This is a genomic window from Paenibacillus mesotrionivorans, from assembly GCF_046098205.1.
Taxonomy (GTDB): domain Bacteria; phylum Bacillota; class Bacilli; order Paenibacillales; family NBRC-103111; genus Paenibacillus_AR; species Paenibacillus_AR mesotrionivorans.
Map to the genome: position 1 here is coordinate 36,870 of NZ_JBJURJ010000012.1, position 26,441 is coordinate 63,310.

The 26,441-nt window shown below is 56.2% G+C and carries 20 protein-coding genes; 17 read left to right on the forward strand and 3 right to left on the reverse strand.

The window, feature by feature from the left end; genetic code table 11:
* Positions 1–22 precede the first annotated feature (22 nt).
* Positions 23–2,818 (forward strand): calcium-translocating P-type ATPase, SERCA-type, encoded by a 2,796-nt coding sequence (locus ACI1P1_RS18000; protein WP_416217821.1) that lies wholly within the window; start codon positions 23–25, stop codon positions 2,816–2,818.
* Between the two features lie 79 nt (positions 2,819–2,897).
* Here ACI1P1_RS18000 and ACI1P1_RS18005 read toward each other — a convergent pair whose 3' ends face one another.
* Genes ACI1P1_RS18005 through ACI1P1_RS18015 form a run of 3 tightly spaced genes read right to left on the reverse strand, consistent with a single transcriptional unit; the run spans position 2,898 to position 7,981 of the window.
* Positions 2,898–4,514, reverse strand: coding sequence for a response regulator (locus tag ACI1P1_RS18005; RefSeq protein WP_416217822.1), 1,617 nt, complete (start codon positions 4,512–4,514; stop codon positions 2,898–2,900).
* Between the two features lie 21 nt (positions 4,515–4,535).
* Positions 4,536–5,387, reverse strand: a complete 852-nt coding sequence (locus tag ACI1P1_RS18010) for a CheR family methyltransferase (protein WP_416217823.1) — start codon at positions 5,385–5,387, stop codon at positions 4,536–4,538.
* A complete protein-coding gene (locus tag ACI1P1_RS18015; protein ID WP_416217824.1) occupies positions 5,384–7,981 on the reverse strand; it encodes a response regulator in 2,598 nt (865 codons plus the stop codon). The genes ACI1P1_RS18010 and ACI1P1_RS18015 overlap by 4 nt, the downstream gene beginning before the upstream one ends.
* 325 nt (positions 7,982–8,306) lie before the next feature.
* Between ACI1P1_RS18015 and dapF the strand changes: the two genes are divergently transcribed.
* The 16 genes from dapF (at position 8,307) to rsgA (ending at position 26,441) form a co-directional block, all read left to right on the forward strand.
* Entirely contained in the window at positions 8,307–9,143 is an 837-nt protein-coding gene (gene dapF, locus ACI1P1_RS18020) for a diaminopimelate epimerase (protein WP_416217825.1), read from the forward strand.
* Positions 9,144–9,450: 307 nt separating this feature from the next.
* Entirely contained in the window at positions 9,451–11,373 is a 1,923-nt protein-coding gene (locus tag ACI1P1_RS18025; protein WP_416217826.1) for a bifunctional homocysteine S-methyltransferase/methylenetetrahydrofolate reductase, read from the forward strand.
* Positions 11,374–11,396: 23 nt separating this feature from the next.
* Positions 11,397–12,281: a YicC/YloC family endoribonuclease gene (locus tag ACI1P1_RS18030; RefSeq protein WP_416217827.1), complete on the forward strand. Its 885-nt coding sequence runs from the start codon at positions 11,397–11,399 to the stop codon at positions 12,279–12,281.
* 153 nt (positions 12,282–12,434) lie between these two features.
* Positions 12,435–12,695, forward strand: a complete 261-nt coding sequence (gene remA, locus ACI1P1_RS18035; protein WP_040948586.1) for an extracellular matrix/biofilm regulator RemA — start codon at positions 12,435–12,437, stop codon at positions 12,693–12,695.
* On the forward strand, positions 12,685–13,305 hold the full coding sequence (gene gmk / locus ACI1P1_RS18040; RefSeq protein WP_416217828.1) for a guanylate kinase: 621 nt from the start codon (positions 12,685–12,687) through the stop codon (positions 13,303–13,305). The genes remA and gmk overlap by 11 nt, the downstream gene beginning before the upstream one ends.
* 1 nt (position 13,306) lies before the next feature.
* Complete coding sequence (gene rpoZ / locus ACI1P1_RS18045; protein WP_416217829.1) at positions 13,307–13,534, forward strand: DNA-directed RNA polymerase subunit omega; 228 nt, start codon at positions 13,307–13,309, stop codon at positions 13,532–13,534.
* Between the two features lie 674 nt (positions 13,535–14,208).
* Positions 14,209–15,432 carry a bifunctional phosphopantothenoylcysteine decarboxylase/phosphopantothenate--cysteine ligase CoaBC gene (gene coaBC, locus ACI1P1_RS18050; protein WP_416217830.1) on the forward strand — a complete coding sequence of 408 codons (1,224 nt, stop codon included), beginning with the start codon at positions 14,209–14,211 and terminating at the stop codon, positions 15,430–15,432.
* Positions 15,429–17,948, forward strand: a complete 2,520-nt coding sequence (gene priA, locus ACI1P1_RS18055) for a primosomal protein N' (protein ID WP_416217831.1) — start codon at positions 15,429–15,431, stop codon at positions 17,946–17,948. Before coaBC ends, priA begins: the two co-directional genes overlap by 4 nt.
* A 68-nt stretch (positions 17,949–18,016) precedes the next feature.
* Positions 18,017–18,499 (forward strand): peptide deformylase, encoded by a 483-nt coding sequence (gene def, locus ACI1P1_RS18060; RefSeq protein WP_416217832.1) that lies wholly within the window; start codon positions 18,017–18,019, stop codon positions 18,497–18,499.
* Positions 18,496–19,482: a methionyl-tRNA formyltransferase gene (fmt, locus tag ACI1P1_RS18065; protein ID WP_416217833.1), complete on the forward strand. Its 987-nt coding sequence runs from the start codon at positions 18,496–18,498 to the stop codon at positions 19,480–19,482. Before def ends, fmt begins: the two co-directional genes overlap by 4 nt.
* Positions 19,463–19,822 (forward strand): cupin domain-containing protein, encoded by a 360-nt coding sequence (locus ACI1P1_RS18070; RefSeq protein ID WP_416217834.1) that lies wholly within the window; start codon positions 19,463–19,465, stop codon positions 19,820–19,822. Before fmt ends, ACI1P1_RS18070 begins: the two co-directional genes overlap by 20 nt.
* Before the next feature lie 29 nt (positions 19,823–19,851).
* Positions 19,852–21,234, forward strand: coding sequence for a 16S rRNA (cytosine(967)-C(5))-methyltransferase RsmB (gene rsmB / locus ACI1P1_RS18075; protein ID WP_416217835.1), 1,383 nt, complete (start codon positions 19,852–19,854; stop codon positions 21,232–21,234).
* Positions 21,235–21,614: 380 nt separating this feature from the next.
* Positions 21,615–22,664, forward strand: coding sequence for a dual-specificity RNA methyltransferase RlmN (rlmN, locus tag ACI1P1_RS18080; protein WP_416217836.1), 1,050 nt, complete (start codon positions 21,615–21,617; stop codon positions 22,662–22,664).
* Between the two features lie 5 nt (positions 22,665–22,669).
* Entirely contained in the window at positions 22,670–23,428 is a 759-nt protein-coding gene (locus ACI1P1_RS18085) for a Stp1/IreP family PP2C-type Ser/Thr phosphatase (RefSeq protein WP_416217837.1), read from the forward strand.
* A gap of 7 nt (positions 23,429–23,435) precedes the next feature.
* Positions 23,436–25,508, forward strand: coding sequence for a Stk1 family PASTA domain-containing Ser/Thr kinase (gene pknB, locus ACI1P1_RS18090; RefSeq protein ID WP_416218001.1), 2,073 nt, complete (start codon positions 23,436–23,438; stop codon positions 25,506–25,508).
* A 6-nt stretch (positions 25,509–25,514) separates the two neighbouring features.
* Complete coding sequence (gene rsgA, locus ACI1P1_RS18095) at positions 25,515–26,441, forward strand: ribosome small subunit-dependent GTPase A (protein ID WP_416217838.1); 927 nt, start codon at positions 25,515–25,517, stop codon at positions 26,439–26,441.

A 26,441-nucleotide genomic window follows, 5' to 3' on the forward strand; every position in this document is an offset into this window, starting at 1 on the left:
GACTTAAGGAGGAGTTACAACCATGAGCGAAAAAACCTGGCATCAGTTGTCGGCAGAGGAGGTGCTGCAGTCCCTGGATACCCATCCGGAGAAGGGGTTGTCTGCGGCCGACGCTGCAAAGCGTCTGGAACAAAAAGGGCCGAATGAGCTGACAGAGGGGAAAACCGTCTCGCCCATTACGCTGTTCCTGAATCAGTTCAAGGATTTTATGGTGCTGGTGCTGATGGGCGCCACTCTGATTTCGGGCATGCTCGGGGAGTATTTGGATGCCATTACCATTATCGCGATCATTATTATGAACGGTATCCTGGGCTTTATCCAGGAATTCCGGGCAGAGCGGTCCCTGCGGGCGCTGAAGGAGCTGTCGGCACCCCATGCCAAAGTCCTGCGTGGCGGGGAAATCGAGCAGGTTCCCGCCAAGGAGCTGGTTCCCGGCGATATTATCCTGCTGGAAGCAGGGGACCGGGTGCCCGCCGATATCCGTTGGCTGACCGCCAACAACATCTATGTGGAGGAGTCCGCCCTCACCGGGGAGTCAGTCCCTGTCCGCAAGGCTACCGAGGCGCTGGGTCATCCTGACGTACCCCTGGGAGATCAGCGCAATCTGGGCTTTATGGGCACCTTGATTACCATGGGGACCGCTACGGCTGCCGTCATCCGGACCGGCATGGAAACGGAGATGGGCAAGATTGCCGGACTCATCGAAAGCACCGAGGAAATGGAAACGCCCCTGCAGCACCGTTTGGAGCAGCTGGGCAAAATTTTAATCATCGTAGCGCTGGCGCTGACCGTTCTTGTGGTCATCGCAGGCATCCTGCACGGCCAGCCGGCGTATGCCATGTTCCTGGCCGGAGTATCGCTGGCAGTAGCAGCCATTCCCGAAGGCCTTCCCGCCATTGTGACCATTGCCTTGGCGTTGGGCGTGCAGCGGATGATCAAGCGCAAGGCCATCGTCCGCAAGCTTCCCTCCGTGGAAACCTTGGGCTGTGCTTCCGTCATCTGCTCCGACAAAACGGGTACTCTCACTCAGAATAAAATGACCGTCACCCATTTATGGCTGGGCGGCAAGCTGATGGAGGTCAGCGGAGAAGGCTATACCCCCCGTGGCGAAATCCGCTGGGAGGGCAAAACTGCCGATGTGCGCAAGGACCAGATGCTGCGCCGGCTTCTGCAATCCGCCGCATTGTGCAACAACGCCAGACTGATCCAGGAGGCGACCGCCCCGGCTAAGGGCAAGAAGGAGAAGGGCTCCGAGGAGGAAGGGGAATGGCGCATTGCCGGCGATCCCACAGAAGGGGCGCTGGTGGTATTGGCCTCCAAAGCAGGGCTGTCACCCGCTTCTCTGGACGGCTTATACCGCCGGGTGAAGGAATTCCCCTTTGATTCCGACCGCAAGCGCATGTCGGTTCTTCTGGAGCATCAGGGCGGCAGACTGGTATTTGCCAAGGGCGCACCGGATATGCTGTTGGACAAGTGCTCGTATATTCTCTGGGAGGATAAGGTAATTCCGTTTACAGGGACACTGCGTCAGAAGGTGATGGCGGCCAATGAGGGCATGGCCAAGTCGGCTCTGCGGGTCCTGGGGTTTGCCTATAAGGAAATCAAACCCTCCGAGCACTGCGAGGACAGCGATACGGCAGAGCAGAATCTGGTGTTTGTGGGCTTAAGCGGCATGATCGATCCCCCCCGCCGTGAGGTCAGAGAGGCCATCTCTACCTGCCGCAAGGCTGGCATTAAAACAGTTATGATTACAGGCGACCATCAGACCACGGCTGAGGCTATTGCCCGGCAGTTGGGGATGCTGCCGGGCAACGGGCTGGTGTTGAATGGAACACAGCTGGCCGCCATGAGCGACGAGCAGCTGGAGAACCGGGTGGAGGATATCTATGTTTACGCCCGTGTTTCTCCGGAGCATAAGCTGCGGATTGTCAAAGCGCTGCAGAAGAAGGGGCATGTCGTAGCCATGACCGGGGACGGAGTTAACGATGCACCTGCCATCAAGGCTGCGGATATCGGGATCTCCATGGGGATAAACGGGACGGATGTATCCAAGGAGGCGTCGGCGCTTATCTTAAGCGACGATAATTTTGCCACTATTGTAGCGGCAATTGAGGAAGGCCGGGGGATTTACGAGAATATCCGGAAGTTCATCCGTTATCTCCTCGCATCTAATGTCGGGGAAATTCTCACCATGTTCCTGGCCATGATGATGGGGCTGCCGCTGCCTCTGGTGCCGATCCAGATTCTGTGGGTCAATCTGGTGACGGATGGTTTGCCGGCCATGGCCCTGGGTGTGGACCAGGCGGAAAAGGATTTGATGCAGCATAAGCCGAGAGCAGCCAAGGAGAGCATTTTCTCCCGCCGATTGGGCTGGAAAATTATCAGCCGCGGGATCTTCATCGGCGTATGTACCTTAGGCGCCTTCTGGATCACCCTGCAAACTGGTCCTGACGGGGATGCGGATACCTTGATGAAAGCACAGACCGTAGCCTTCGCTACCTTAGTGGCGGCTCAGCTGATCCATGTGTTTGATTGCCGCAGCTCCCGTTCCATTTTCCACCGGAACGTCTTCCAGAATAAAGCGCTGGTGTTCGCGGTGCTCTCTTCCCTTGCCCTCATGCTGGCAGTTATGTATATTGATCCGCTGCAGCCTATTTTCAAAACCGTAGATCTGGGACTGAAGGAATGGATTTTGGCTTTGGTTGCCGCAGGCATTCCCACCTTTTTCTTCGGCATCGGCAGCATGGTCAGCGGCACGAAGAAAAAACGTCCGCCCCTTGTGCAAAGCGGAGCCGCCTCCGGCAAAAAAGCGGCGTAAGTATAATCTTTTGCGCAGGCAGCTTGTTCCGTCCTTTGTCCGGGCTAAGAAAGCCGGATGGGATGGAAGGGCTGTTTGTTCATTCCGGCTGCTGCGGAAGAATGAAAGAGATGATGAATTTGCTGCCCCGGCAGCCGGTTTCCACCCGGATGGAGGCGTTATGTCGGGCGGCAATGCTGTAGCAGACGGCAAGTCCCAGTCCGGTGCCGCTGTCCTTAGTGGTATAGAAGGGAGTACCCAGCTTCTGCACCACCTCCTCCGACATTCCGCAGCCTTCATCGGCAATGCTGAGGTTAACGCAGGCCCCGTCCAAAGAGGTTTCGATACGCAGTGTACCCCCTGCCTCCATGCTGTCCAGGCCGTTTAAGGCCATATTCAGAATCATCTGGCGGATTTCCTTCTCATCCAGCCGAAGATCGGGGGTGGGCGTAAGCTCCGCTTCCGCCTGCTTGCTGTTCATCACGGCTTCCGCCTGGATCAGCGGGAAAATGGATTGGACAATGGCATTCAGGCTGCGCGGCTGCAAATCGGAGGATTTGTTTTTGGCTAAGGTGAGAAACTCGGTGATAATGCTGTTGGCCCGGTTGATTTCCTCCAGCATCATGTTCACCGACTCCTCCGTCAGCTCCCGGCGCTGCCGTTTGTATAACTGGAGGAAGCCGCTGACCGTAGTCATGGGGTTGCGGACCTCATGGGCGATGGCCGCTGCCATTTCGCCGATCAGGTGAAGCCGCTCCAGCCGGGCGGACTGGCTTTCCCAATGCTCCTTTTCCGTGATGTCCAGAATGACAATCAAGAGCTTGGGGACTCCCTCCAGCATCAAGGGCTGCTCGGAAAGCAAGCCGAACCGGACAGTGCCGGCTTTGGTCAGAAACTGAATTTTGGTGTTGCGGTAAAAGGGCGCATTCGCCCCTCCGGTGAAGGTGGTCTCCTGCTTCAACACCTTCATGTCAAGATAAGGCCCGGACATCTCGTTCATATCCTCAAGTGAATAGCCGGACAGCTCCCGCCACGTGTCGTTCACATCAATGAAGGTGTCCTCCACGGAACGGATGGCCAGCATACACGGACTGGTGGAAAAAACGGTGTGGAACAGCAGGTGGGATTGTCGGATTTCCTGGTAAGCCCGGACCAGGGAGGCAGTCCGTTTTTCCACCGTCTGCTCCAGCTCCTGGTTGGCCCGATTCAGCTTTTCCTCGGCTGCCGCCAGCATCATATTGTTTTTCTCCAGCTCCAATGTTTTCTGCCGCAACCGGCGGTTGGCCCGCTCCAGCTCCTGCTGATAGTGATGGACCCTCACCAAGGCCCTGATTTTATAGCGGAGAATATCCGGATTGAAGGGCTTTTGCAAATAATCAATGGCTCCGGTGGAATAGCTGTTGGTGATGCCTGATTCGGATTGGCTGTGGGCGGTGACGAACAGAATGGGGATATTGCGGAAGGATTTGCGGCTTTTGATGAACCGGGCGGCCTCCAGTCCGTCCATACCCGGCATTTGGATATCCAGCAGGATCACGGCCACCTGGCTGACATCCGCATTCAGCATATAATCCAACAGCGCTTCTCCCGAATTCAGGCAGGTCAGCTTGTAGGCGGGATCAGCCAATACCGCTTCCATTGCGAACAAATTTTCCTTTCTGTCGTCAACGATGATGATTTCTACTGCTTCACCGGAAATGTCCGCTGCTTGTTGCATAGCGCTTATTCTCACCCCTTTCTATTGATTCTGGTAGCGGTAGATTCTGTGCTGCAGCATAAACGGCTCCCATTCCAGGCGTTCATTTTCCCTAAACAGGGTGAGGGCCTCCTTGCTTCCTAAAGCCAAAAAACCTCCGGCGGACAGGCTTTTCATAAACAGTCTCAGTACATCTTGCTGCAGTGAGCGCTGAAAATAAATCATCACATTACGGCAAATGATGAGATGGAATTCATTAAAGGATTTGTCCGTGGCCAAATTATGCTTGGCGAAGGTAATATTGCTCCGCAGCTCCGGCTCGATTACCGCATGATGCTCCGAAACCGTGTAATAATTCGAGAAGGGGAGATATCCGCCGGACAAAATATAATTGCGGGTATAGTTTTGCATCCGGTCAATGGGATACCTGCCCTCCTTGGCCTGTGACAGCCAGTCGTCATTCAGATCCGTGGCAAAGATGCTGCATTTGTCATACAAATTCTCCTCTTTCAGGAGAATAGCCAGAGAGTACACCTCCTCGCCGGTGGAGCAGCCCGCATGCCAAATCTGGATCCGGTCCAGCTTGCGCAGCTCAGGCAGCAGCTGCTGTCTGAGCACCTGGAAAAAGGGAGGGTCCCGGAACATTTCGGTGACGGGGATACAGATGTCGTTAAAAAGCTTTTTCCAGAGGGCGGGCTCCCGGAGAATTCTCTCTTGCAATTGGGATATGCTCGGCAGCCCCTCCGCCTTCATCCGGTACAGAATGCGCCGGGTCACCGAAGACTCGGAGTATTGGCGGAAATCATAGCCGTACATCTGATAGATGCCCTCCAGAAGCAGCCTGGCTTCAATTTGCTCGGCGGCGTTGGCCGTTGGGTTCAAAAGATCGGTCATGACGAATTCCTTCCGGGCAGCCAAACCTGAATGATCGAAAGCAGCTTGTCCAGTCTCACAGGTTTGCTGATGTAATCATCGGCTCCAGCCTCAATGCATAAATCCCGGTCTTCCTTCATTGCCTTGGCTGTCAGGGCAATAATCGGGATTTTCCCGAACACGGGTGATTGGCGGATGACACGCATGGCTTCATAACCGTCCATATCGGGCATCATAATATCCATCAACACCAAATCAATCTCCTGGGTCTCCAGCATGGACAGGGCTTCTTCGCCGTTGGCCGCACAGATGACCCGGTAATTGTATTCCTCCAGCACAGCCGAGAGGGAATAAATGTTGCGCATATCGTCATCCACCAGAAGGATGGAGAAGGTCTGCTCCGACATATGCACATGCAGGGGCGCAATTTCTAGAGCAGCGGCGCTTTCCGGCAGTCTGGCGCAGTAGGTTCCTTCTACAGGCAGGGTCAAAAGGAAGGTGCTGCCGGCATGAAGTGAGCTTCTCACCGTAATGGAGCCGCCCATCAGGGATGCCAGCTCCTGTGAAATTGCCAAGCCCAATCCTGTTCCGCCGAACTTCCGACTGGTATTGGACTCCACCTGGCGGAATGCCTCGAAGATGCCGAGCTGGTGTTCCTGGGAGATGCCGATGCCTGTATCCGTTACCTCAAAGCCCAGGGTGAACGGATCCTCTTCATGGATATACACCCGCAGGGTGACGGAGCCGGATTCGGTAAATTTCAGCGCGTTGGACAAAAGGTTACGCAGGATTTGGAGCAGCCGCTGCTTGTCCAGGCTCACGCTCATCGCCTTCAACTCCTCAGCCATCAAGAGATTGAAGGTAAGCCCCTTCCGGTCCATCATAGGCAGGAATTGATGGTTCAGCTCCTGAATCGGCTCCTGAAGCGGGAAGCTTTCCTCCAGGAGGGTCATTTGGCCTGCTTCAATCTTGGACAGGTCCAGAATATCATTGATCAGGTTCAACAGCTGATTGCCGGACATCACCATGGTTTCGGCATATTCACACTGCTTCGAGCTCATGTTGCCGTCCTTGTTCTCGCGCAGAATCTGGGCCAGCACCAGTATACTGTTCAGCGGGGTGCGCAGCTCGTGGGACATATTCGCCAAAAATTCGGATTTGTAACGGGAATTCATCTCGGAAATCTTAACCTGCTCTTCCAAACGTTCGTTCAGGCTGCGGAGGGCTTCCTGCTGCTGCAGCAGCTCCTCGGATTGCACCTGGAGCTCTTCGTTGTAGGTTTGGGACTCGGAAAACAGCTGTTCCACATGCTTCTGGTACTGCAGATTGCGGATGGAGGTGCCCAGCGAATGGTTGGTAATCTCCGACAAAAGGGTCATACCGCCGCCTTCCACAGGCTGAAAGGAAGCCAGCTCCAGCACAGCGATCACTTCTGTGTTGTGGCAGATAGGCAGGAGCAGCAAGTGTTCAGGCTGCGCCGAGCCCGTACCGGAAAAGACGCGGATATAGTTTTCCGGCACCCGGAGGCTCAGAAGTTTGGCCTCCTTGGCGCATTGGCCCACCAGCCCTTCTCCGTGGACAAAGCTGCTTTGCGCATCTGAGCGGATATCCCAGGCATATGTCCCTGACCGGACATACATCGGGGTTTCGCTGCTGTGGTCCATCACGTACAAACTGGCACAGGAGGCGCCTACCAGCGGTACAATTTTGGACAGCAGCTTCTCGCTTAAGGCAGTCATGTCGCGGTTATCCTGGTATATCGAAGCGACTTCCGCCAAGTTGGTTTTAATCCAATTTTCGGTTTCCAGCTCCTGCTGGTACAATTTCTCCCGGTTTTCCCGTTCTTCCAGGGCGTCGGCCATCCTGTTGTAGGCAACGGCAATGTCGCTGATTTCATCCTTTTCCTCGATGGTTATCCGCGGCAGCGCTCCATGGTGCCCGGCTTCGAAATCATCCATCACGCTGCTGATCCGGTTAATGCTGCGAAGCGCCCCCCGCATCACATTGGAGCCGATCAAGAGAGCCAAAAAGACCAGCAGCAGCCAAAATCCCACAATGATCAGCTTGGAACGCTCTATCGATGCTTTGGCGTTATTGGAGGTGGTCATCATTACATCTTCCTGGAAGTCGATGTATTGGCCCATATCATCGGCGAAGGCTTTGCGGACCATTTCCAGATTGTATACACTCATAAGGCGGGCATTGTCATTCAAGCCGGAGCTTTCATTGACGAGAGCGGTGGTTTTTTGGGTTGCAACCTCATAAACGCTGAAGCTTTCCCGGGCTTTTTTCAAAAAAGTCTTCCCTTCGGTCAACCGGGTCAAATCGTCCAAGTGTGTAAAATCCTCGTGAATTTGGGAGGAAAGGAGCAGGAGATCACGCTGGTCGACGGCTTTCATGCTGGGATTAAGCGTGGTCAGATTAATCTGGTTCTGGATTTGACTGGCATTGGCAAGAATTTTCTCTCCCAGCCGGACCTTGGTGTAACGGTCGTTTACAATATTGTCCACCTTTGTATCGAGTGTATTGCCGAGGTAGTAAACAATCGCGCTGAATATCGTAATCAGAAGAAGGATGGCGGAAAAACCGGCAATCAGTCGGTTGCGAAAGGTCATTTGAATTCTCCGATTTCGTTATTATTCTTGCTATCAATTTTTAAGTATAACAAATATTGATAGTTATTTCATTTCAATATAATGGAAACCGGCTCTTTTTTATAAAAGCGGGAGTTTGTGCCCATAGAGATTAGTCCTATGCTTTTGGGCGGGAATACGCTATGATTGTTCCCAATAAGCTCTTCGGCAGGCTGCAAAGCTACATGCGGCTTCCAGTGAAATAAAACATACTGAAAGTACATGGCGGCCGGCGGCGTTCTCACGTAAGCTTTTGATACATGCCGGTCCGTCAGCGGACTATTAAATAGAAGGAGCGGATTGAAAGATGGAATTTACCAAAATGCACGGTTTGGGCAATGATTTTATCCTGGTGGAGGGTGAAACGGCGCTGCCTGCCAATGCAGGTGAGCTGGCCGTCAAGCTGTGCGACCGGTTTTTCGGTATCGGAGCCGATGGTCTGGTTTATATTCTTCCGTCGGATAAGGCGGACTTCATGATGCGCATTATGAATTCGGACGGCTCGGAGGCCGAGCAATGCGGCAATGCCATCCGTTGTGTGGCGAAATATGTGTATGACCGCGGCTTGACGGACAAGTCGGAGGTCACCATCGAGACTATTGGAGCCGGCGCCCAAAAGGTGCAGTTGACGGTTGAAAACGGCAAAGCTGTAAAGGTAAAGGTGGATATGGGAGCGCCGATTCTGAAGGGCTTGCAGGTTCCCACTACAGTGGATGAGGACCGGGTGGTGGACTATCCCATTGTGGTGGATGGCCGGGAGTTCCGCTTTACGGCGGTATCCATGGGCAATCCCCACTGCGTTATTTATGTAGACGATGCCGTCAGCTTCGATCTGCATACCTGGGGACCGAAGCTGGAGAAGCATCCCATGTTCCCGCGGAAGGTCAATGTGGAATTCGCCACTGTCAAAACCCGGGATTACGCGGATATGCGGGTCTGGGAAAGAGGGGCCGGTCCTACTCTAGCTTGCGGCACGGGAGCTTGTGCTACACTGGTTTCTTCGGTGCTGAACGGGCTGACGGACAGAACGGCTGTGGTATCCTTAAAGGGCGGGGAGCTCTTGATTGAATGGAATGAGGCAGACAATCATGTTTATATGACCGGCCCTGCTCAAGAGGTGTACACCGGCAAGCTGTCGGTGTAAGAAGCTTCCGTAACCTATCCGGCCTTTGGCTTGGACCAGGTTACTTCGGGATAACCCCTCAAATCGGCGTGCCGATTTCGAGGCTTCCGTAACCTATCCGGCCTACGGCTTGGACCAAGTTACTTCGGGATAACCCCTCAAATCGGCGTGCCGATTTCGAGGCTTCCGTAACCTATCCGGCCTACGGCTTGGACCAAGTTACTTCGGGATAACCCCTCAAATCGGCGTGCCGATTTCGAGGCTTCCGTAACCTATCCGGCCTACGGCTTGGACCAGGTTACTTCAGATGCATATAGGAGTGATTATAATGGGGGAAGGTCTGCGGCTGCCTGATCTCCGGGAGGCCCTTCTTCACGGAAGGCTGACCGGAGACGGCGCCATGGGCACCTACTTGTATCAGCTGGGTTTTCCTGTAGGTGCTTCATATGAAGAATTTAATCTGGAGAAGCCGGATATTATTCTGGACATTCACCGCCGCTACGTGGAGGCCGGGGCGCAACTGGTGGAAACCAACACCTATTCGGCCAACCGCGATAAGCTGTCCAAGTTTGGCCTGGAGCAGGATGCGGCAGCCATTAACCGGGCTGGAGTGCGTTTGGCCCGCGAAGCGGCAGGGGATGCAGCTTATGTGCTGGGTGCCGTGGGCTCCTTGGCAGGCGGCCGGAAACGCCCAGCAGGCCGGGAGCGGGTCCGGCAGAATGTCCGGGAGCAGGCTGAAGCCCTTCTTGAAGAAGGTGTGGATGGCATCATTCTCGAAACCTATTATCTGCTGGAGGAGCTGGAGGCGGCTTTGGAGGCGGTTCGTCTGTTGGACGGACGGGTGCCGGTGATCTGCCAGCTGGCGACAGACGGCAACGGGCTGACCCTGGACGGGACCGCTTATGCCGGCGCCTTTCAGCGGCTTCTCGGAAGCGGCGCGGATGTAGTGGGCTTCAACTGCCACAGCGGCCCCGGCGGCATACTGCGCGCTCTGGACCGGCTTGGCGCCGACAGCGCCTGGACACCGGGAGTGCCCTTGTCCGTGTATCCCAACGCAGGGCTGCCCGGCATTGTGGACGGCCGGTATACGTACCTGGCCACACCGGAATATTTCGCGGACATGGCCCTGAAGTTTGCCGTGGCGGGAGCACGGATCATCGGCGGCTGCTGCGGTACCACCCCCGAGCATATCGCCGCCATTGCCAAAGCGCTGGAGAGTTATGCTCCCGCAGCGGGTGATGCGGCTGTTAAAGTGAAGGAGGCTCAGCCGGCGCAACGGGTCAAAGCGGTTGTGGCAGAGCCTGATCCGGTGCCTGCGGCTTCCGAAGGAAACCAACCCTCTATTGTGGAGCTGGTCCGGGAGTCCGTCACGGTTATTGTCGAGCTGGATTCCCCCCGGGACCTTGCCTCCGGGAAATTCATGACAGGAGCCGCCGCCTTGCGGGATGCAGGGGCCGATGCCATTACCATGGCCGATAATTCACTGGCCCAAACCCGCATGAGCAATCTGGCTATGGGCTACCTGGTCAAAGACAGGCTGGGGATGCGGCCGCTCTTGCACGTGGCATGCCGGGACCGCAATCTGATCGGCACCCAGAGCCATCTGATGGGGCTGCATGCGCTGGGCATCGACCACCTGCTGGCCATTACGGGCGATCCCGCAGGTGTTGGGGATTTGCCGGGAGCCAGCTCCGTGTACGATTTGAATTCCTTCGAATTGATCCGCATGTCCAAACAATTGAATGAAGGCATCGCCTTCTCCGGCAAACCCCTGAAGCAGCGGGCAAGCTTCGTGGTAGGGTCAGCTTTTGATCCCAATGTGAAATATATTGATAAAGCTGTCCTGCGGATGGAGAAGAAGATCGAGGCCGGTGCCGATTATTTTATGACCCAGCCGGTTTACGACGCAGCTATGGTGGAGAGACTGTATCAGGCTACACGTCATATCAAAACTCCCATATTCGTAGGAATTATGCCGCTGATCAGCGGACGCAACGCCGAATTTCTTCATAATGAGGTTCCGGGGATCCGGATTCCGGATTCGGTCAGAAGCCAGATGGCCGGTTTGGAAGGAGAAGAAGGCCGAAAAATGGGTGTGAAGCTGGCCAAAGAACTGCTTGATGTCATACTCGGCAGATTCAACGGTATTTACCTGATGACACCCATGCTGTTTTATGAAATGACGGCAGAGCTGACACGCTATGCCAAAGAAAGGGTTTTTCCACTTGTACCCTTGGGCAAAATGAATTAGAATAGGATATCGGATGTGATGGCATGATTCGCAGTATGACCGGCTTTGGCCAGTCCGGCCGGAGGATTCCCGGATTCCGCATGCAAGTTGAGGTAAGATCTGTAAACCACCGCTATGCGGAGACCTCGGTCAAAATCAACCGGGAATGGCTGTCCTTGGAGGACGGTATCAAGAAGCTCGTAGCCCGTGACATCAAGCGGGGACGTGCGGACGTATATGTCACCGTGGAGCCGGATGGGCAATCCGGCAAGAAGCTGGTGATTGACTGGGAACTGGCTTCCGCTTATATGGAGGCGGCCAACCAGTTGAAGGCGAAGTTCGGCCTTACGGATGAACCCAGGCTGGAGGATCTGCTGAAGGTCCCGGAGCTGCTTCATCCCGGTGAAAGCGCCTTGGGCGAACCTGCTTTTCCCGAGCAGGAGCTAATGGCCTGTGTGGAAGAAGCGGCGGCACAGCTGTCCGTTATGCGTATGGCTGAGGGTGCCCATCTTCATGAGGATTTGATCCGCAGGCTTGCTGTCCTGGACGGACATCTGGCCGATATGAAGGCCATTTCGGCAGAGGTAGTAGGAGATTACAGCCGGAAGCTTGCCTCCCGGATCCAAGAGCTGCTCCCTCAGGATGCGGTTATGGATACAGGCAGGCTGGAGCAGGAAATTGCACTAATGGCGGACCGCTGCAGCATCGACGAGGAGCTGACCCGGCTAGCCAGCCATATGGCGCAATTCTCCGGTCTTTTGGACACTGAGGAGCCTGTGGGGCGCAAGTTGGACTTTCTTATCCAGGAGATGAACCGGGAGGTTAATACCGTCGGCTCCAAGGCCAACCGCTATGAACTGTCCAAGCTTGTGGTAGAATTGAAGGCGGAGCTTGAAAAAATCCGCGAACAGGTGCAAAATATCGAATAAGCGGGAATAAGAAGGACGATACTGGTGTAATACTCGCGCCTTCCTGATATAGATGGCAGATTGCCAGATCTGCTTCATTTTCCAACATTTTTGCCTGCCGGCATGTAATCCCTTATAAGGCCCGGGGAACCGGCATAGGCGAGGAGGACCAAGATGGCCATCAAACTTATCAACATCGGATTCGGGAATATCGTATCCGCCAACCGCATCATCTCCATTGTCAGCCCTGAATCGGCGCCGATCAAGAGAATTATCCAGGAAGCCCGGGACCGCCATATGCTGATCGATGCAACTTACGGAAGAAGGACAAGGGCCGTTATCATCACCGATAGCGACCACGTAATATTGTCTGCGGTTCAGCCCGAAACCGTTGCCCATCGGCTCTCCAATAAGGACGATGACAATGACGAATAAGAATAGAGGCATTCTGCTGGTGCTGTCTGGCCCTTCGGGTGTCGGCAAGGGCACGGTATGCAACGCTCTGCGCAAGATGGGGACGGAGCTGGTGTATTCCGTTTCCGCGACTACCCGTACGCCGAGAGAAGGGGAAGTCCACGGCGTTAACTATTTCTTCAAGAGCCGTGAGGAGTTCTCCTCCATGATTGAATCGGACGATCTTCTGGAATATGCCGAGTATTGCGGCAATTATTACGGGACGCCCCGAGAATTTGTGGAGGATACATTGGCTTCCGGGCAGGACATTATTTTGGAAATTGAAGTGCAAGGCGCATTGAAGGTCAAGAACAAGTTTCCCGAAGGAGTTTTCATTTTCCTTCTGCCCCCGTCGCTGGATGAACTGCAAAGCCGAATCGTCACCCGTGGCACCGAGACGGAGGATGTGATTAAGAGCCGGATGAGCATCGCCCGGGATGAGCTGCGGCTCATTGAGCATTATGATTACGCCATCGTCAATGATCAGGTTGAGGCTGCCTGTCACCGCATCCAGGCTATCCTCACAGCCGAACGCTGCCGCAAGGAGCGTATGGTGACCACAATAAAACAATGGATTGAAGAGGTGCAATAATATGCTATATCCATCCATCGACAAGCTGCTGGACAAGGTAGACAGCAAGTATTCCCTGGTTGTCGCCGCTTCCAAGCGCGCACGCATGCTGAAGGACAATGCCAAGACGGATCTGAAAAATCCGAAGGCCCACAAGCAAGTCGGCGTAGCTTTGGAAGAGCTTTACGGCGATTACATCCAATTCGAGAAATCGCCTGACCGGGACAACAATGGTCTGAACTTAAAGTAAACCAAGAGATAACAACCGGATAAGCGGTTGTTATTTTTTTGAAAATGTGCGAACATATATACGTCTAATGGAGCGGAAAAGGGCGTTTTATTTTTGCCCCGGCATGGCAGAGTTTAATAGAGGAAGCCATATTGCCTCTATTTTGGCGTAACGAGGCGGAATCATGTGATAGCGGGAGACGGGTTTCCTTTATTGTAAGATTGGGCGGGATAAAACCTCCGGCGGAGGGCCCGTAGGGGAAGATGGACTTCCGTTAAAAAGGAATAGCGGAAAGGAAGTTCCGCTATCTTATGCCGCGGCGGATGGAGGTAGTGAATAGCGGAAGGGTTTTTCCGTTATTTGTCCTGGTCTGCAGGTCACTCCACTTGTGCAGTATGATTAGCGGAAAAACCGTTCCGCTAACTGCCCTTCGTTTGGCTTGCCAGGAGGTTTAGCGGAAAAAGCGTTCCGTTATACAACCGGGAGAGCTCGAGGTTAGGTATGTGATTTGGATAAAAGGGGTCCCCGCAAAGTACCTGAATCTGCTTCGGAGCCTAGCATCACTTTGTGGGGATGATTTCAGGAAGCTGAGTCGAAGAAGGCCCTCAAATTGGCTTTGCCAATTTCGAGGCTTCCATAACATTATCCGGCCAGCGGCAGGGACCATGTTATTACAGGTTAGGAGGAGAACGGATATGCTGAAGGGAAAAACGGTGATTTTGGGTGTGTGCGGCGGGATCGCGGCTTATAAGGCGGCGGCTTTGTGCAGCAAGCTGGTGCAGGCGGGCGCCAAGGTGCGTGTCATCATGACAGAATCGGCAGCCAAGCTGGTGCAGCCTCTTACGTTTCAGGCACTGTCGAAATATCATGTGATTGTGGATGCCTTCGAGGAAAACGACCCCTCCGTCATCACCCATGTTGACGTGGCGGACAGCGCCGATCTGGTGATCATTGCCCCGGCAACGGCTAACATGATCGGCAAAATGGCCAACGGCATTGCCGATGACATGCTCAGCACTACCATGCTGGTGACTCAGGCGCCGATTCTTATCGCCCCTGCCATGAACGTGCATATGTATGCACATCCGGCGGTTCAGGCCAATATGCGGACCCTGGAGCAGCGGGGGGCTTATTATGTGGAGCCCGGTGTTGGCCTCTTGGCCTGCGGCTATGTGGGCAAGGGACGTCTGGCCGAGCCGGAGGAGATTGTGGCAGCGGCGCAGCAGCTGCTGGCGAGTCTGGCGGACAGGCCTCTGGCCGGCAAAAAGGTGCTGGTTACCGCCGGAGGCACAGTGGAGCGTATTGATCCCGTCCGTTATCTGACCAACGACTCCTCCGGCAAAATGGGCTTTGCAGTAGCCGAGGCAGCCCGGGAGCTGGGCGCCGAGGTGACAGTGATTGCTGCCCGGACCAGTGCTCCGAAGCCTGCGGGTGTGGAGCTGGTGAAGGTGGAATCGGCGCTGGAGCTCCGGGAGGAAGTGCTGTCCCGGTATGCTTTTGCCGATGTGGCGGTTATGGCTGCCGCAGTGGCGGACTACCGTCCGCTCCGCCAAGAGGAGCAGAAGATCAAGAAAACCGGGGACACCCTTACCCTGGAGCTGGTCAAAAATCCGGATATCCTGCAAGAGCTGGGGGAACGGAAGAACGGCCAGCTGTTAATCGGCTTTGCCGCAGAAACGGAAAACGTGGAAGCCAATGCCCGGGGCAAGCTGAAGCGCAAACATTGCGACCTCCTGGTAGCCAATGATGTCAGCGCGGAAGGAGCCGGGTTTGGCACCGATACCAATATTATTACCATATATGGCTCCGACGGCTCCTCTCTGCCGCTGCCCCTTGTGTCCAAACGCGAGGCAGCGCTCAGGCTGATGCGGCTGGCTGCAGAGAAGCTGGGTCCGGCGGCGAAAGGGCAGGCAGAATGATTGCAAAGGTTATTGTGGACGTCCCTGTTAAGGGAACCAACCGTCCGTTTGATTATGAAGTTCCGGCCCGGTATGTTTCCTGGGTGGAAGTGGGCAGCCGGGTGGCTGTCCCTTTTGGTCCCAGGGTGGTACAGGGATTTGTGGTGGATTTGGCGGAGGAGCCCTCCGAGGATGCGGCCGGGTCCGGCAGCCGCAAATTGAAGACGGTGGACCATGTGCTGGATGTGGAGCCGCCCTTGACTCCCGAGCTGGTAGAGCTGGCCCAATGGATGAGCCGCACGTATCTTTGTCACTTGTCTGTAGCACTGGCGGCGATGCTTCCTGCAGCCTTGAAGGCCAAGGCTGAACGCAGGGTGGGCATCGGCCCGGAGGCGCTCCGGGACGGCGGCCTGGCTGAATACGGTCTGATGACAACGGAGGAAACGGAGCTCCTGGAGCATATCCGCCGGAGCAAGGGAATGCTGCCGGTGGAGCAGCTTCTGGAGCGTTTCCCGGGTTCCGAGGCGCTTCTCCGCCAATGGGTAAGGCAGGGTATTCTGGCCGAGGAGCAGGTGCTGAAGGACCGGATGAACGTCAAAAAAGTGCTGACGGTGTTTGCGTGCCTGTCTCCCGAGGAGATGCTTCTCCGCGGACAGGAGCTGCCCGCTAGTGCCAAACGTCAGCGGCAGGTTCTCGAGTATGTAGCCGATCACCCGGACCCCATCCGTTTGACGGAGCTGACCTCCCTGTTAGATGTTACAGCCGGGACGGTGAAAGGTTTGGCGGATAAGGGTTTGGTCCGGCTGGAGGAAGTGGAGGTGGGCCGTGATCCGTATGCCGACAGAAGCTTCAAAAGAACCTCTCCTTTGCCTCTTACTGTGGAGCAATCACAGGTATTTTCCAATATATGCCGCGCGGTAAAATCGGCAACCCACACCATGTTCCTGCTTCACGGTGTAACCGGCAGCGGCAAAACCGAGGTCTATATGCAATCCATCCAGACATGTCTGGATGAGGGGAAAGAAGCCATTGTGCTGGTCCCCGAAATATCCCTGACTCCGCAAATGGTGGAGCGCTTCAAGGGCAGGTTCGGGGCTGATGTGGCGGTGCTCCACAGCCGGCTGTCCAACGGGGAGCGCTACGATGAATGGCGCAAGATCTCCGCCGGGCGCGTGAGAGTGGTGATTGGCGCACGCTCGGCGGCTTTTGCCCCTTTTAAGAAGCTGGGGCTGGTGATTATCGATGAAGAGCATGAATCCTCCTATAAGCAGGAGGAAAGCCCCAAGTATCACGCCCGGGAGGTAGCCGCCGCCAGAGGGAGAGCCTCAGGCGCTTCCGTTGTGCTGGGCTCCGCAACCCCCTCGCTGGAAAGCTGGCAGGCTGCCGTCCAGGGCAAGTATAAGCTGCTTGTGATGGCCGAACGGGTGGAAGGGCGCCCCCTGCCTCCCGTACGCATCGTGGATATGCGCCAGGAGCTGTATGGCGGCAACCGGTCCATGTTCAGCAAACCCCTCTTCGAAGGAATCAAGAGCCGCCTGGAAAAAGGCGAGCAGTCGGTGCTGCTTTTAAACCGGCGGGGGTATTCCACCTTCGTCATGTGCCGCTCCTGCGGTTATACAGCAGGGTGTCCTCATTGCGATATTTCACTGACCTACCATCAAACCTCAAGCATGATGCGCTGCCATTACTGCGGGTATACGGAGCGCCAGCCGGCGGTTTGCCCGGAGTGCGGGAGTGAGCATATCCGATATTTCGGCACCGGCACCCAGCGGGTGGAGGAGGAGCTGGCGAAGCTGTTCCCGGGTATCCGGGTTATCCGGATGGACGTGGACACCACCACGGAGAAGGGCGCCCATGAGAAGCTGCTTACCCAGTTCCGCCAAAAAAAGGGGGACGTTCTTCTTGGTACACAGATGGTGGCCAAGGGTTTGGATTTTCCCGATGTGACACTGGTGGGGGTGATTACGGCGGATACCATGCTGAACCTGCCGGACTTCCGCTCCTCAGAGCGGACCTTCCAGCTTCTCACCCAGGTGGCCGGTCGTGCCGGCAGGCATCATCTCCCCGGGGAGGTATTCGTGCAGACCTATACGCCGGAGCACTACAGCGTTACGGCCGCCGGAGGCCATGATTTCCACCGCTTCGCGGAGCAGGAGCTGGAGCACCGGGTGCGGGGAGGTTACCCGCCGTTTTGCCGGCTGATTCTCATAACCTTAAGCCATACGGAGCTGGCCCTTCTGGTCAAAACCTCGGAGGCGATGGTGAACCGGCTGAAGGCGCTGGCCAGAGAAGAGGGGATTCCCGGCTTTATAGAAGAGGCGGGCGGAGCCCAGAAGCGTGCCTTGGACGTGCTGGGGCCGGTTGCGTCGCCCATTCCCCGAATCAAGGATAGATATCGGTTCCAATGCATGGTAAAATATCGGGGAGATCAACCGGCCTCCGACCTGGTGGCGCAGGCTGTGGAAGCCTTCGATGAGGTTTGCCGGCAGACCAAGCTGACCATCAGCGTGGACGTGGATCCTCAGGTGTTAATGTAGCGGGAAACGCGGGACGTTTCTAGCTTAACGCTTATACAATCCAAAACTCTGTTAAGGCAGGTGCCCTTATGGCAATTCGTTTTATTGTAAAAGAACCAGATCCGGTGCTGCGGGAGCATGCGAAACCGGTACCCAAAATCACTCCCAACATCCACAAGCTGTTGGATGACATGGCGGACACCATGTATGAAGCCCAAGGAGTGGGCCTGGCTGCACCGCAGGTGGGGATTTTGAAGCGGGTCATTGTAATGGACTGCGGTGAGGAATACGGCGGGCTGATCGAGCTGATCAATCCTGAAATCATCAAGAAGGAAGGGGAACAGTTCGGTCCGGAGGGCTGCTTGAGCATACCCGGTCTGCAAGGGGATGTGCGCCGCGCCCAGAAGTGCACCGTGAAGGGCTGGGACCGCAACGGCCAGGAAATCGAGATTGAGGGCGAGGAGCTCCTGGCCCGCTGCATCCAGCATGAGGTGGACCACCTGAACGGCGTCCTGTTCCTTGACGTGGCTGAGCGGGTGTACCGTCCCGATCCGGAGGAAGATAGAGCGTGAAGGATACACTCCGGATCATATTTATGGGCACCCCGGATTTTGCCGTTCCTTCCTTGCAGGTGCTGCTGGAGGAGGGGTATCAGGTGGTGCTTGCCGTCACCCAGCCGGACCGTCCCAAAGGCCGCAAGCGGGTTCTGACCCCGCCGCCGGTGAAGGAAGCAGCGCTTCGCGCCGGCATTCCTGTCTTCCAGCCGGAGCGGATCCGGCGTGAGGAAGCCATCCGGCAGGTAGCCGAATACAAGCCCGATCTGATCGTGACCGCTGCCTTCGGACAGTTTCTGCCCAAGGCGGTGCTGGAGATGCCCAGATACGGCTGCATCAACGTTCACGCCTCCCTGCTGCCCAAATACAGAGGCGGCGCCCCCATCCATCATGCGGTGATGGCCGGGGAAGCGGAAACAGGCGTAACCCTTATATACATGGCGGAGGGGATGGATACGGGGGACATGATCTCCCGTGTGGCCATTCCCATCCGTGACGAGGACAATACGGGGATTCTGTTCGATAAGTTGGCCCGGGAAGGGGCCGAGCTGCTGCGCCGCACCCTGCCGGAGCTCCTGGCGGGCCGGATTCAGGCGGAGCCGCAGAAGCATGAAGAAGCCATCCTGTCCCCCAATATCCGCCGGGAGGATGAATTTGTAGATTGGAACCGCCCGGCGCGGATGGTATGGAACCATATTCGTGGGCTTAGTCCCTGGCCTGTGGCCTCCACTACCTGGAACGGAGAGAATTTCAAGCTGTGGGCAGCGCGTATTCCGGAAGCGGCACAAGCAGGCGGAACACCTGCCCTGCCCGGAACAGTGCTGGCCGTGGAGGATCAGGGCATTCTGGTTATGGCCCAGGACGGTCCGGTTCTGCTGACAGAGGTGCAGCCCGCAGGCAAAAAAGCCATGCCCGTTTCCCAGTTTCGCATGGGATCAGCCATGAAGCCGGGAGATGTGCTGGGGCAAAAGGAAATACCGAATGAAAATAAGCCGGGATAATGCGGAGCACTATATATGGGGTGAAGCCTGTGACGGCTGGCATCTGGTCAAGGATGGGCAGCTCAGCGTCATCCATGAAAGAATGCCTCCCACCACGGCTGAGGTCCGGCATTACCATAGCCTGTCCAGGCAGTTTTTCTTCGTGCTGTCCGGGCAGGCGGTTTTGGAATCGGCAGGGGTGCAGGTTGTGCTGAATCCCCGGGAGGGATTGGAGATTCCCCCGGGCGTTCCTCACCAGATGATGAATCTGTCGGGGGAGCCGGTGGAATTTCTTGTGGTTTCCACACCGCCCGCCCAAGGGGACAGGATCGCAGCCGGTCCGCCGGACGGCGGGCTTTAAGTTTATAATGGAGCAGGAGGAGCAAGACGTTGACTAAAGGTTCGATGAATCGTCCGGGAAAGAAACCCGGGGCACGCGAAGCGGCCATGGATGTGCTGACCCGGGTAGATCAGGATCAGGCTTACAGCAATCTGCTCTTGAACCAAACGCTGGAGAAGCTGAAGCTGGAGCGCCACGAGGCGGCTTTGGCGACAGAGCTGGTTTACGGCACCATCCAGCGGCTGAACACGATAGATTATTTCCTGGGGCGTTTCGCCGCCAAAGGACTGGAAAGGCTCCAACCGTGGGTTCGGAGCCTTCTTCGCTTGAGTTTTTACCAAATTCGCTACCTGGACCGGATTCCTCCCCATGCTGCCGTCAACGAGGCGGTGGAGCTGGCCAAACGCCGTGGCCATGCGGGAGTCGCCGGCCTGGTCAACGGCATTCTCCGCAATGTGCTGCGGGAGAAGGCGCGTTTGACACTGCCGGAGGGCCTGCCTCCCGTGCAAAAGATCGCATTGGAGGAATCCCATCCGGAATGGATGGTCAAACGCTGGCTCGCCCGGTACGGGGAGGAAGAGGCCCGTGCCATATGCCGGACCAACAACGAACCGCCTAAGGTGAGCCTGCGTGTGAACCCGCTCAAGGGCGGGCGTGATGCGCTTGCCGGGCGGCTGGCGGAAGCCGGGGTGGAAACGCAGCCCTCACTGCTTGCGCCGGATGGGCTGGTAGCTGTTTCAGGCGGCAGGCTGGGCGGCCATCCGCTGTTTACTGCCGGAGAGTTCTCCATCCAGGACGAAAGCTCCATGCTGGTAGCCCGTGTTGTGGCTCCGGCGGCAGGGATGCGCGTGCTGGACTGCTGTGCCGCCCCCGGAGGAAAAACGGCCCATATGGCCGAGCTGATGGAAGGAAAGGGTGAAGTAGTGGCGGCGGATCTCCATGAACACAAGGAGGCCCTGATCCGGGACCAGGCTAACCGTCTGGGACTTCGGAATATCCGGACTGTAGTGTCGGATGCCCGAAAGCTGGATGAGAAGTTTCCCGCTGCGAGCTTCGACCGGATTCTTCTGGACGCGCCTTGCTCAGGCCTGGGGGTCATCGGGCGCAAGCCGGATTTGAAATGGACCAAAACCGAAGGGGACATTGCAGAGATTGCAGGGCTCCAGCGGAGCATTCTGCAAGCCGTCCACAAGCTGTTGAAGCCGGGCGGGATCCTGGTCTACAGCACCTGCACCACGGAGCCGGAGGAAAATGCCGAGCAGGTGCAGCGTTTCCTGGCCGAGGAGCCGGGCTTCGTGCTGGAACCGTTCCCCGAAGGGCTGCTCCCGGAAGGAGTAGCCAGGGAAGCAGGCGCGGCGGGTATGCTGCAGCTCCTGCCGCAGGACTACGGCTCGGACGGCTTCTTTATCGCCCGTTTGCGGAGGCAGGAGTAAGCGTCCCTGTCCCGTTGCCCGGTAGGGTTGCCCAGTTTGGCTGCTGCTCTCCATGATACGGATCTACGATCCGCTATTTAGCTCATGTTGCCGGTTTTTTGATTTTCGCGGACAGAGGATCCGTTATTTGGCTCCATGTGGGCTCAAATCCCCTGATTTTCAGTAAATAGCGGCTTTAAGTGTCCGTGTAAAAGGAAAACCGGCGGATTCCCGCCAAATAGCGGAACCACGGTCCGCCAAGGAACTTTTTCCGGCAGCGGCGGGGCGGGATTGCGTTATCCCGCCTTTTTTCGTTACAATAATATAGTGGAGACTGTCCGGGAGTACGCCGCCGGACAAACTCACGAGATACGAAATCTAAAAAAGCAGGTTGTGAGAATATGAAGCCTTTTGTATATGATTATTCGCTGGAGGAATGGCAGCAGTGGATGAAGGACAACGGCGAACAGGCTTTCCGCGGCGGACAGGTATTCGATTGGCTTTATGTCAAGCGGGTTTCGTCCTTCGAGGAAATGAGCAATCTTTCCAAGGGATTGCGGGAAAAGCTGGCCGCCCAGTTCGAATTTGTCACCCTCCGGGAAATCGACCGTTACCAGTCCAAGGACGGTACGGTGAAATTCCTGTTTGAGCTGCAGGACAAAAACGCCATTGAAACGGTTATCATGAAGCATAACTACGGCAACAGCGTCTGTGTCACTACCCAGGTAGGCTGCCGGATCGGCTGCACCTTCTGCGCGTCCACCCTGGGCGGTCTGAAGCGGGATCTGCGCCCCGGCGAAATCGTAGCCCAAATCGTCAAGTCCCAGCAGCTGCTTGACGCAACAGAGGAGCGGGTATCCAGCATTGTCGTAATGGGCATCGGGGAGCCCTTCGAGAACTATGAGGCCACCATGAAGTTCCTCCGGCTCATGACCCATGAAAAGGGGCTCAACATCGGCCAGCGGCACATTACTGTGTCTACCAGCGGCATCGTTCCGGCTATCTACAAGTTCACGGAAGAGGATACCCAGATTAATCTGGCCATCTCCATCCATGCGCCCAACGATACCCTCCGGTCCAAGCTGATGCCGGTGAACCGGCGGTATCCTCTGGCGGACCTGCTGGATGCTTGCAGACACTATACGGAAAAATCCGGGCGCCGGCTGACCTTTGAATATGCGCTGATGGGCGGTGTCAACGACAAGGCGGAGCATGCCGAGGAACTTGCTTCGGTGCTCAAGACCATCCCCTTAAGCCACGTGAATCTGATCCCGGTGAATTTCGTCCAGGAAAGGAATTATGTGAGAACCACCCGGGATGATATCTTCAACTTCCAGCGAATTCTGGAACGCAACAAAATCAATGCCACGATCCGGCGGGAGCAGGGCGGAGATATTGCCGCCGCATGCGGCCAGCTTCGGGCGAAGCATATGGAGTCGAGTCAGAGGTGAATAGGATGCGGACAGCGGAAAGAACGGATGTCGGCAGAATCCGCTCGGTCAATGAAGACCGGGCGGTGATCCTGCCGGAAAAATACGGTACGGTGATTGCCATTATTGCCGATGGTATGGGCGGCCACCAAGCCGGTGATATTGCCAGCCAGCTGGCTATTGAGAAAATCCGGGAGGAGTTGTCCGGATTGCCCGAAGGGGCTACGTTGGAGGAGCGCAAGGTTGCCATCCGGCTGGCGGTAGAGGCGGCCAACGCCGAGGTCTACCGGCAGGCCTCCCAGCGGGAGCAGCTGCGGGGAATGGGCACCACCGTTGTAGTCAGTCTGGCTACACCCGACCAGCTGGTGGTGGGCCATATCGGCGACAGCCGCGCTTATCTGGCGGCAGACAGCCGCTTGGTTCAATTAACCGAAGACCATTCCCTGGTGAATGAGCTTTTGAAGAGCGGGCAGATTACCCGGGAGGAAGCGGACCACCATCCCCGCCGCAATGTACTGCTCCGGGCCTTGGGCACGGATACGGAGGTTCAGGTGGATGTGGTGGAGCACAGTTGGACAGAAGGGGATATTCTTCTGATGTGCAGCGACGGGCTCAGCAATATGGTGAACGAGGAAGAATGCCTGGAGGTTTTGCAATCGGAGCATTCGTTGGAGCATAAGGTGGACGAGCTGGTGGAGCGCGCCCTGTCGGCCGGCGGGGACGATAATGTGACCGTTGTTTTGATTGAGAACCGGCCTGCGGAAGCTTCCGGTAAAGAGGGGTGAGATGCATTTGATCGGTGAAACGCTTGGCGGAAGATATGAGATTTTGGAGCGGGTCGGCGGCGGGGGAATGGCTTTGGTTTACAAAGCCCAGGACCTGTTGCTTAACCGCTACGTCGCCGTGAAGGTGCTGCGCCAGCAGTATGTCCACGATGAGGAGTTTATCCGGCGGTTCCGCCGGGAGGCCCAGTCTGCCGCATCCTTGTCCCATCCCAATGTTGTCAGTATGTACGACGTCGGCCAGGAAGGCGACAACCATTTTATCGTGATGGAATATGTGGAAGGGATGACCCTGAATGACCTGATCCGGGAGAAAGCCCCCCTTCAGGTAGAGGATGCTCTGCATATTGCCACCCAGATTTGCGACGCGCTGGAGCATGCCCATCATAATCAGATTATACATAGGGATATCAAGCCCCATAACATTCTGATCGGCAAAAACGGGCGTATTAAGGTAACCGACTTCGGGATTGCCCGGGCGACAACCTCCTCTACCATCACGCAGACCGGGTCTGTGGTCGGCTCGGTCCATTATTTCTCCCCGGAGCATGCCAAGGGGGTTTCCACCGGCGCCAAGTCAGACCTCTATTCCTTGGGGATCGTCCTCTACCAGATGCTGACGGGCAAGCTGCCCTTTTTGGGGGAAAGTCCTATCAGCGTTGCTTTGAAGCATCTTCAGGAGAATGTGGAGGAACCCCGCAAGGTGAACCCGCTGATTCCGCAAAGCGTGGAGAATATTATCCTGAAGGCCATGCGCAAAAATCCGGACGAGCGCTACCAGTCTGCTGCCGACATGCTCCAGGACCTGGAGACGGCTTTGGACCCCAAACGCCGCAACGAACCCAAGCTGACGTTTTTTGATGACGGCTTGGACGCGGATGCCACCCGGGTTGTGCCGGCCTTGCGTCCGGGGGCGGGACTCGAAGTGGATGAACGGAACGATTACGATGCGGAGCCACGGAAGAAGCGTAATATTTGGATCGCTCCGGCAATATGGACAGGTATTTTTCTTGTTTTTCTGGCGGTTATGTGGTTTTGGGTGATTCCCGGCTTCAAGGACAAGATCATTCCCAAGGATGTGGATGTGCCGCAGGTGGTAGGCAAAATGCAGGCCGAAGGGGAAAGTCTTCTCACTCAAGCGGGCTTCCAGGTGGTGGTGGAGCCGCAATACAGCGATAAGCCGGAGGGACAAATCACGAAACAAACGCCCGATAATGCGAAGCTGAAGGAAAAATCCAAGATCACGCTCTCCGTCAGCAAAGGCGCCGAGAAGCAGATGATGCAAAGCTACAAGGAAAGGCTCTTCAAGGATGTGAAGGCGGAGCTGCTGGCTGCAGGCTTAAAGCCGGAACAGATTCAATCCGAACCCAAATTTTCCGATCTGCCTGAGGATACGATCATCAGCCAGGAGCCGGGAGTGGGTGCCGAATTCGATCCTGTTAAAGGCACCGTGAAATTCTACGTCAGCAAAGGCAAGCAAATGGTCGTGATGCCTGATCTCATCAACAGCACGGTGGCTGAAGCTGAGGCCAAGCTGATGGCTGTGGGGCTAAAGTTGGCTCCCGGAGACAAGGGCAAGGAAAATATTGAAAGCTTTGAGATTGCCTCCGGCCGGGTTGTGGATACGCATCCCTTCAAAAAGGGTGAATCCGTAGACCCCTCCGTGGAACTTAAGGTGTTCGTCAGCTCCGGCCAGCCTAAGGATGCTGGGACCTATAGTGCCAGCAAAAAGCTGACAGCTGCCACCAATGGGAAGTCCTCCATCTTCCGCATCGTGATTTCCGATGCCAGGGTTGAAAATGAGGATTATAATACTTTGGAAGTTGTGGGGTCCGAGTTAACGACTGTCAAGGTAACCGTGACCAAGGCAAAAGGCGCCACCATCCTGATCTACCGTGATAATGTTCTGTGGGATTCGGAAACTGTTACCTACCAGAACTATCTGGACCAAAAGACGAAGCCGTCGGCTTCCCCGTCGCCGTCAGCACCCAGCGCAAGCCCGTCGCCTTCGGCCTCGCCTGCGGCAACTAAGGCTGCGCCTTCCGGGTCCGTTAAACCGAGTCCGACACCATCAGGAGGATGAAATAAGATGCCAGATGGTCTGATTGTCAAAGCGTTAAGCGGTTATTATTATGTGCTGCCGGACGGGGAGGAGCCTGGCCAAGACGGCCAGCTTCCTACCGTGCAGTGCCGCGCCCGTGGTGTGTTTAAGAAACGCAGCATCAGCCCCTTGGTAGGGGACCGGGTCAGCTTCGAGCATTCGGAGAACAATGAAGGGACCGTTACCGAGATCCACAAGCGCCAAAGCGAGCTGATCCGCCCGCCGGTAGCCAATATCGAACAGGCGGTGCTGGTGTTTTCCCTGGATGAGCCGGCCTTGAACCTGCAGCTGCTGGACAAATTCCTGGTGCATATCGAGCATTCTGGCCTGGAGGCCGTGATTTGCTTCAGTAAGCAGGATTTGGTCAAAGGGGACGGCGACGGGGCGGATCAGCTGGATTCCAGCGCCGTGCAGAAGCTGTATGAGGAGATCGGCTACCGGGTTTTCATAACCAGTGCCAAGGAGGGGGAAGGCCTGGAGCCGGTCCGCCATATTCTGAAAGAACGGCTCAGCGTATTCTCCGGGCAGTCCGGTGTGGGCAAATCCACGCTGCTGAATGCGCTGTTGCCAGAGCTGAACCTGGAGACGGGGGAAATCAGCATGCGCCTCGGCCGGGGCCGGCATACCACCCGCCACGTAGAGCTCCTGGCTCTGCCGGACGGCGGCTGGGTGGCGGATACGCCGGGCTTCAGCCAGCTGGATTTTATGGAGATGGAGCCGGAGGATTTGGGCGGGACCTTCCGGGAGTTTCTGCCTCTGGCGGAGGAATGCCGCTTCCGCGGCTGCCTCCACCACAAGGAGCCGGGCTGCAGAGTCCGTGAGGAAGCGGAGGGCGGCGGCCGTGTGGCGCCAAGCCGGTATGAGCATTATCTGATCTTTTTGCAGGAGATGAAGGACAGGAAACGGAGGTATTGA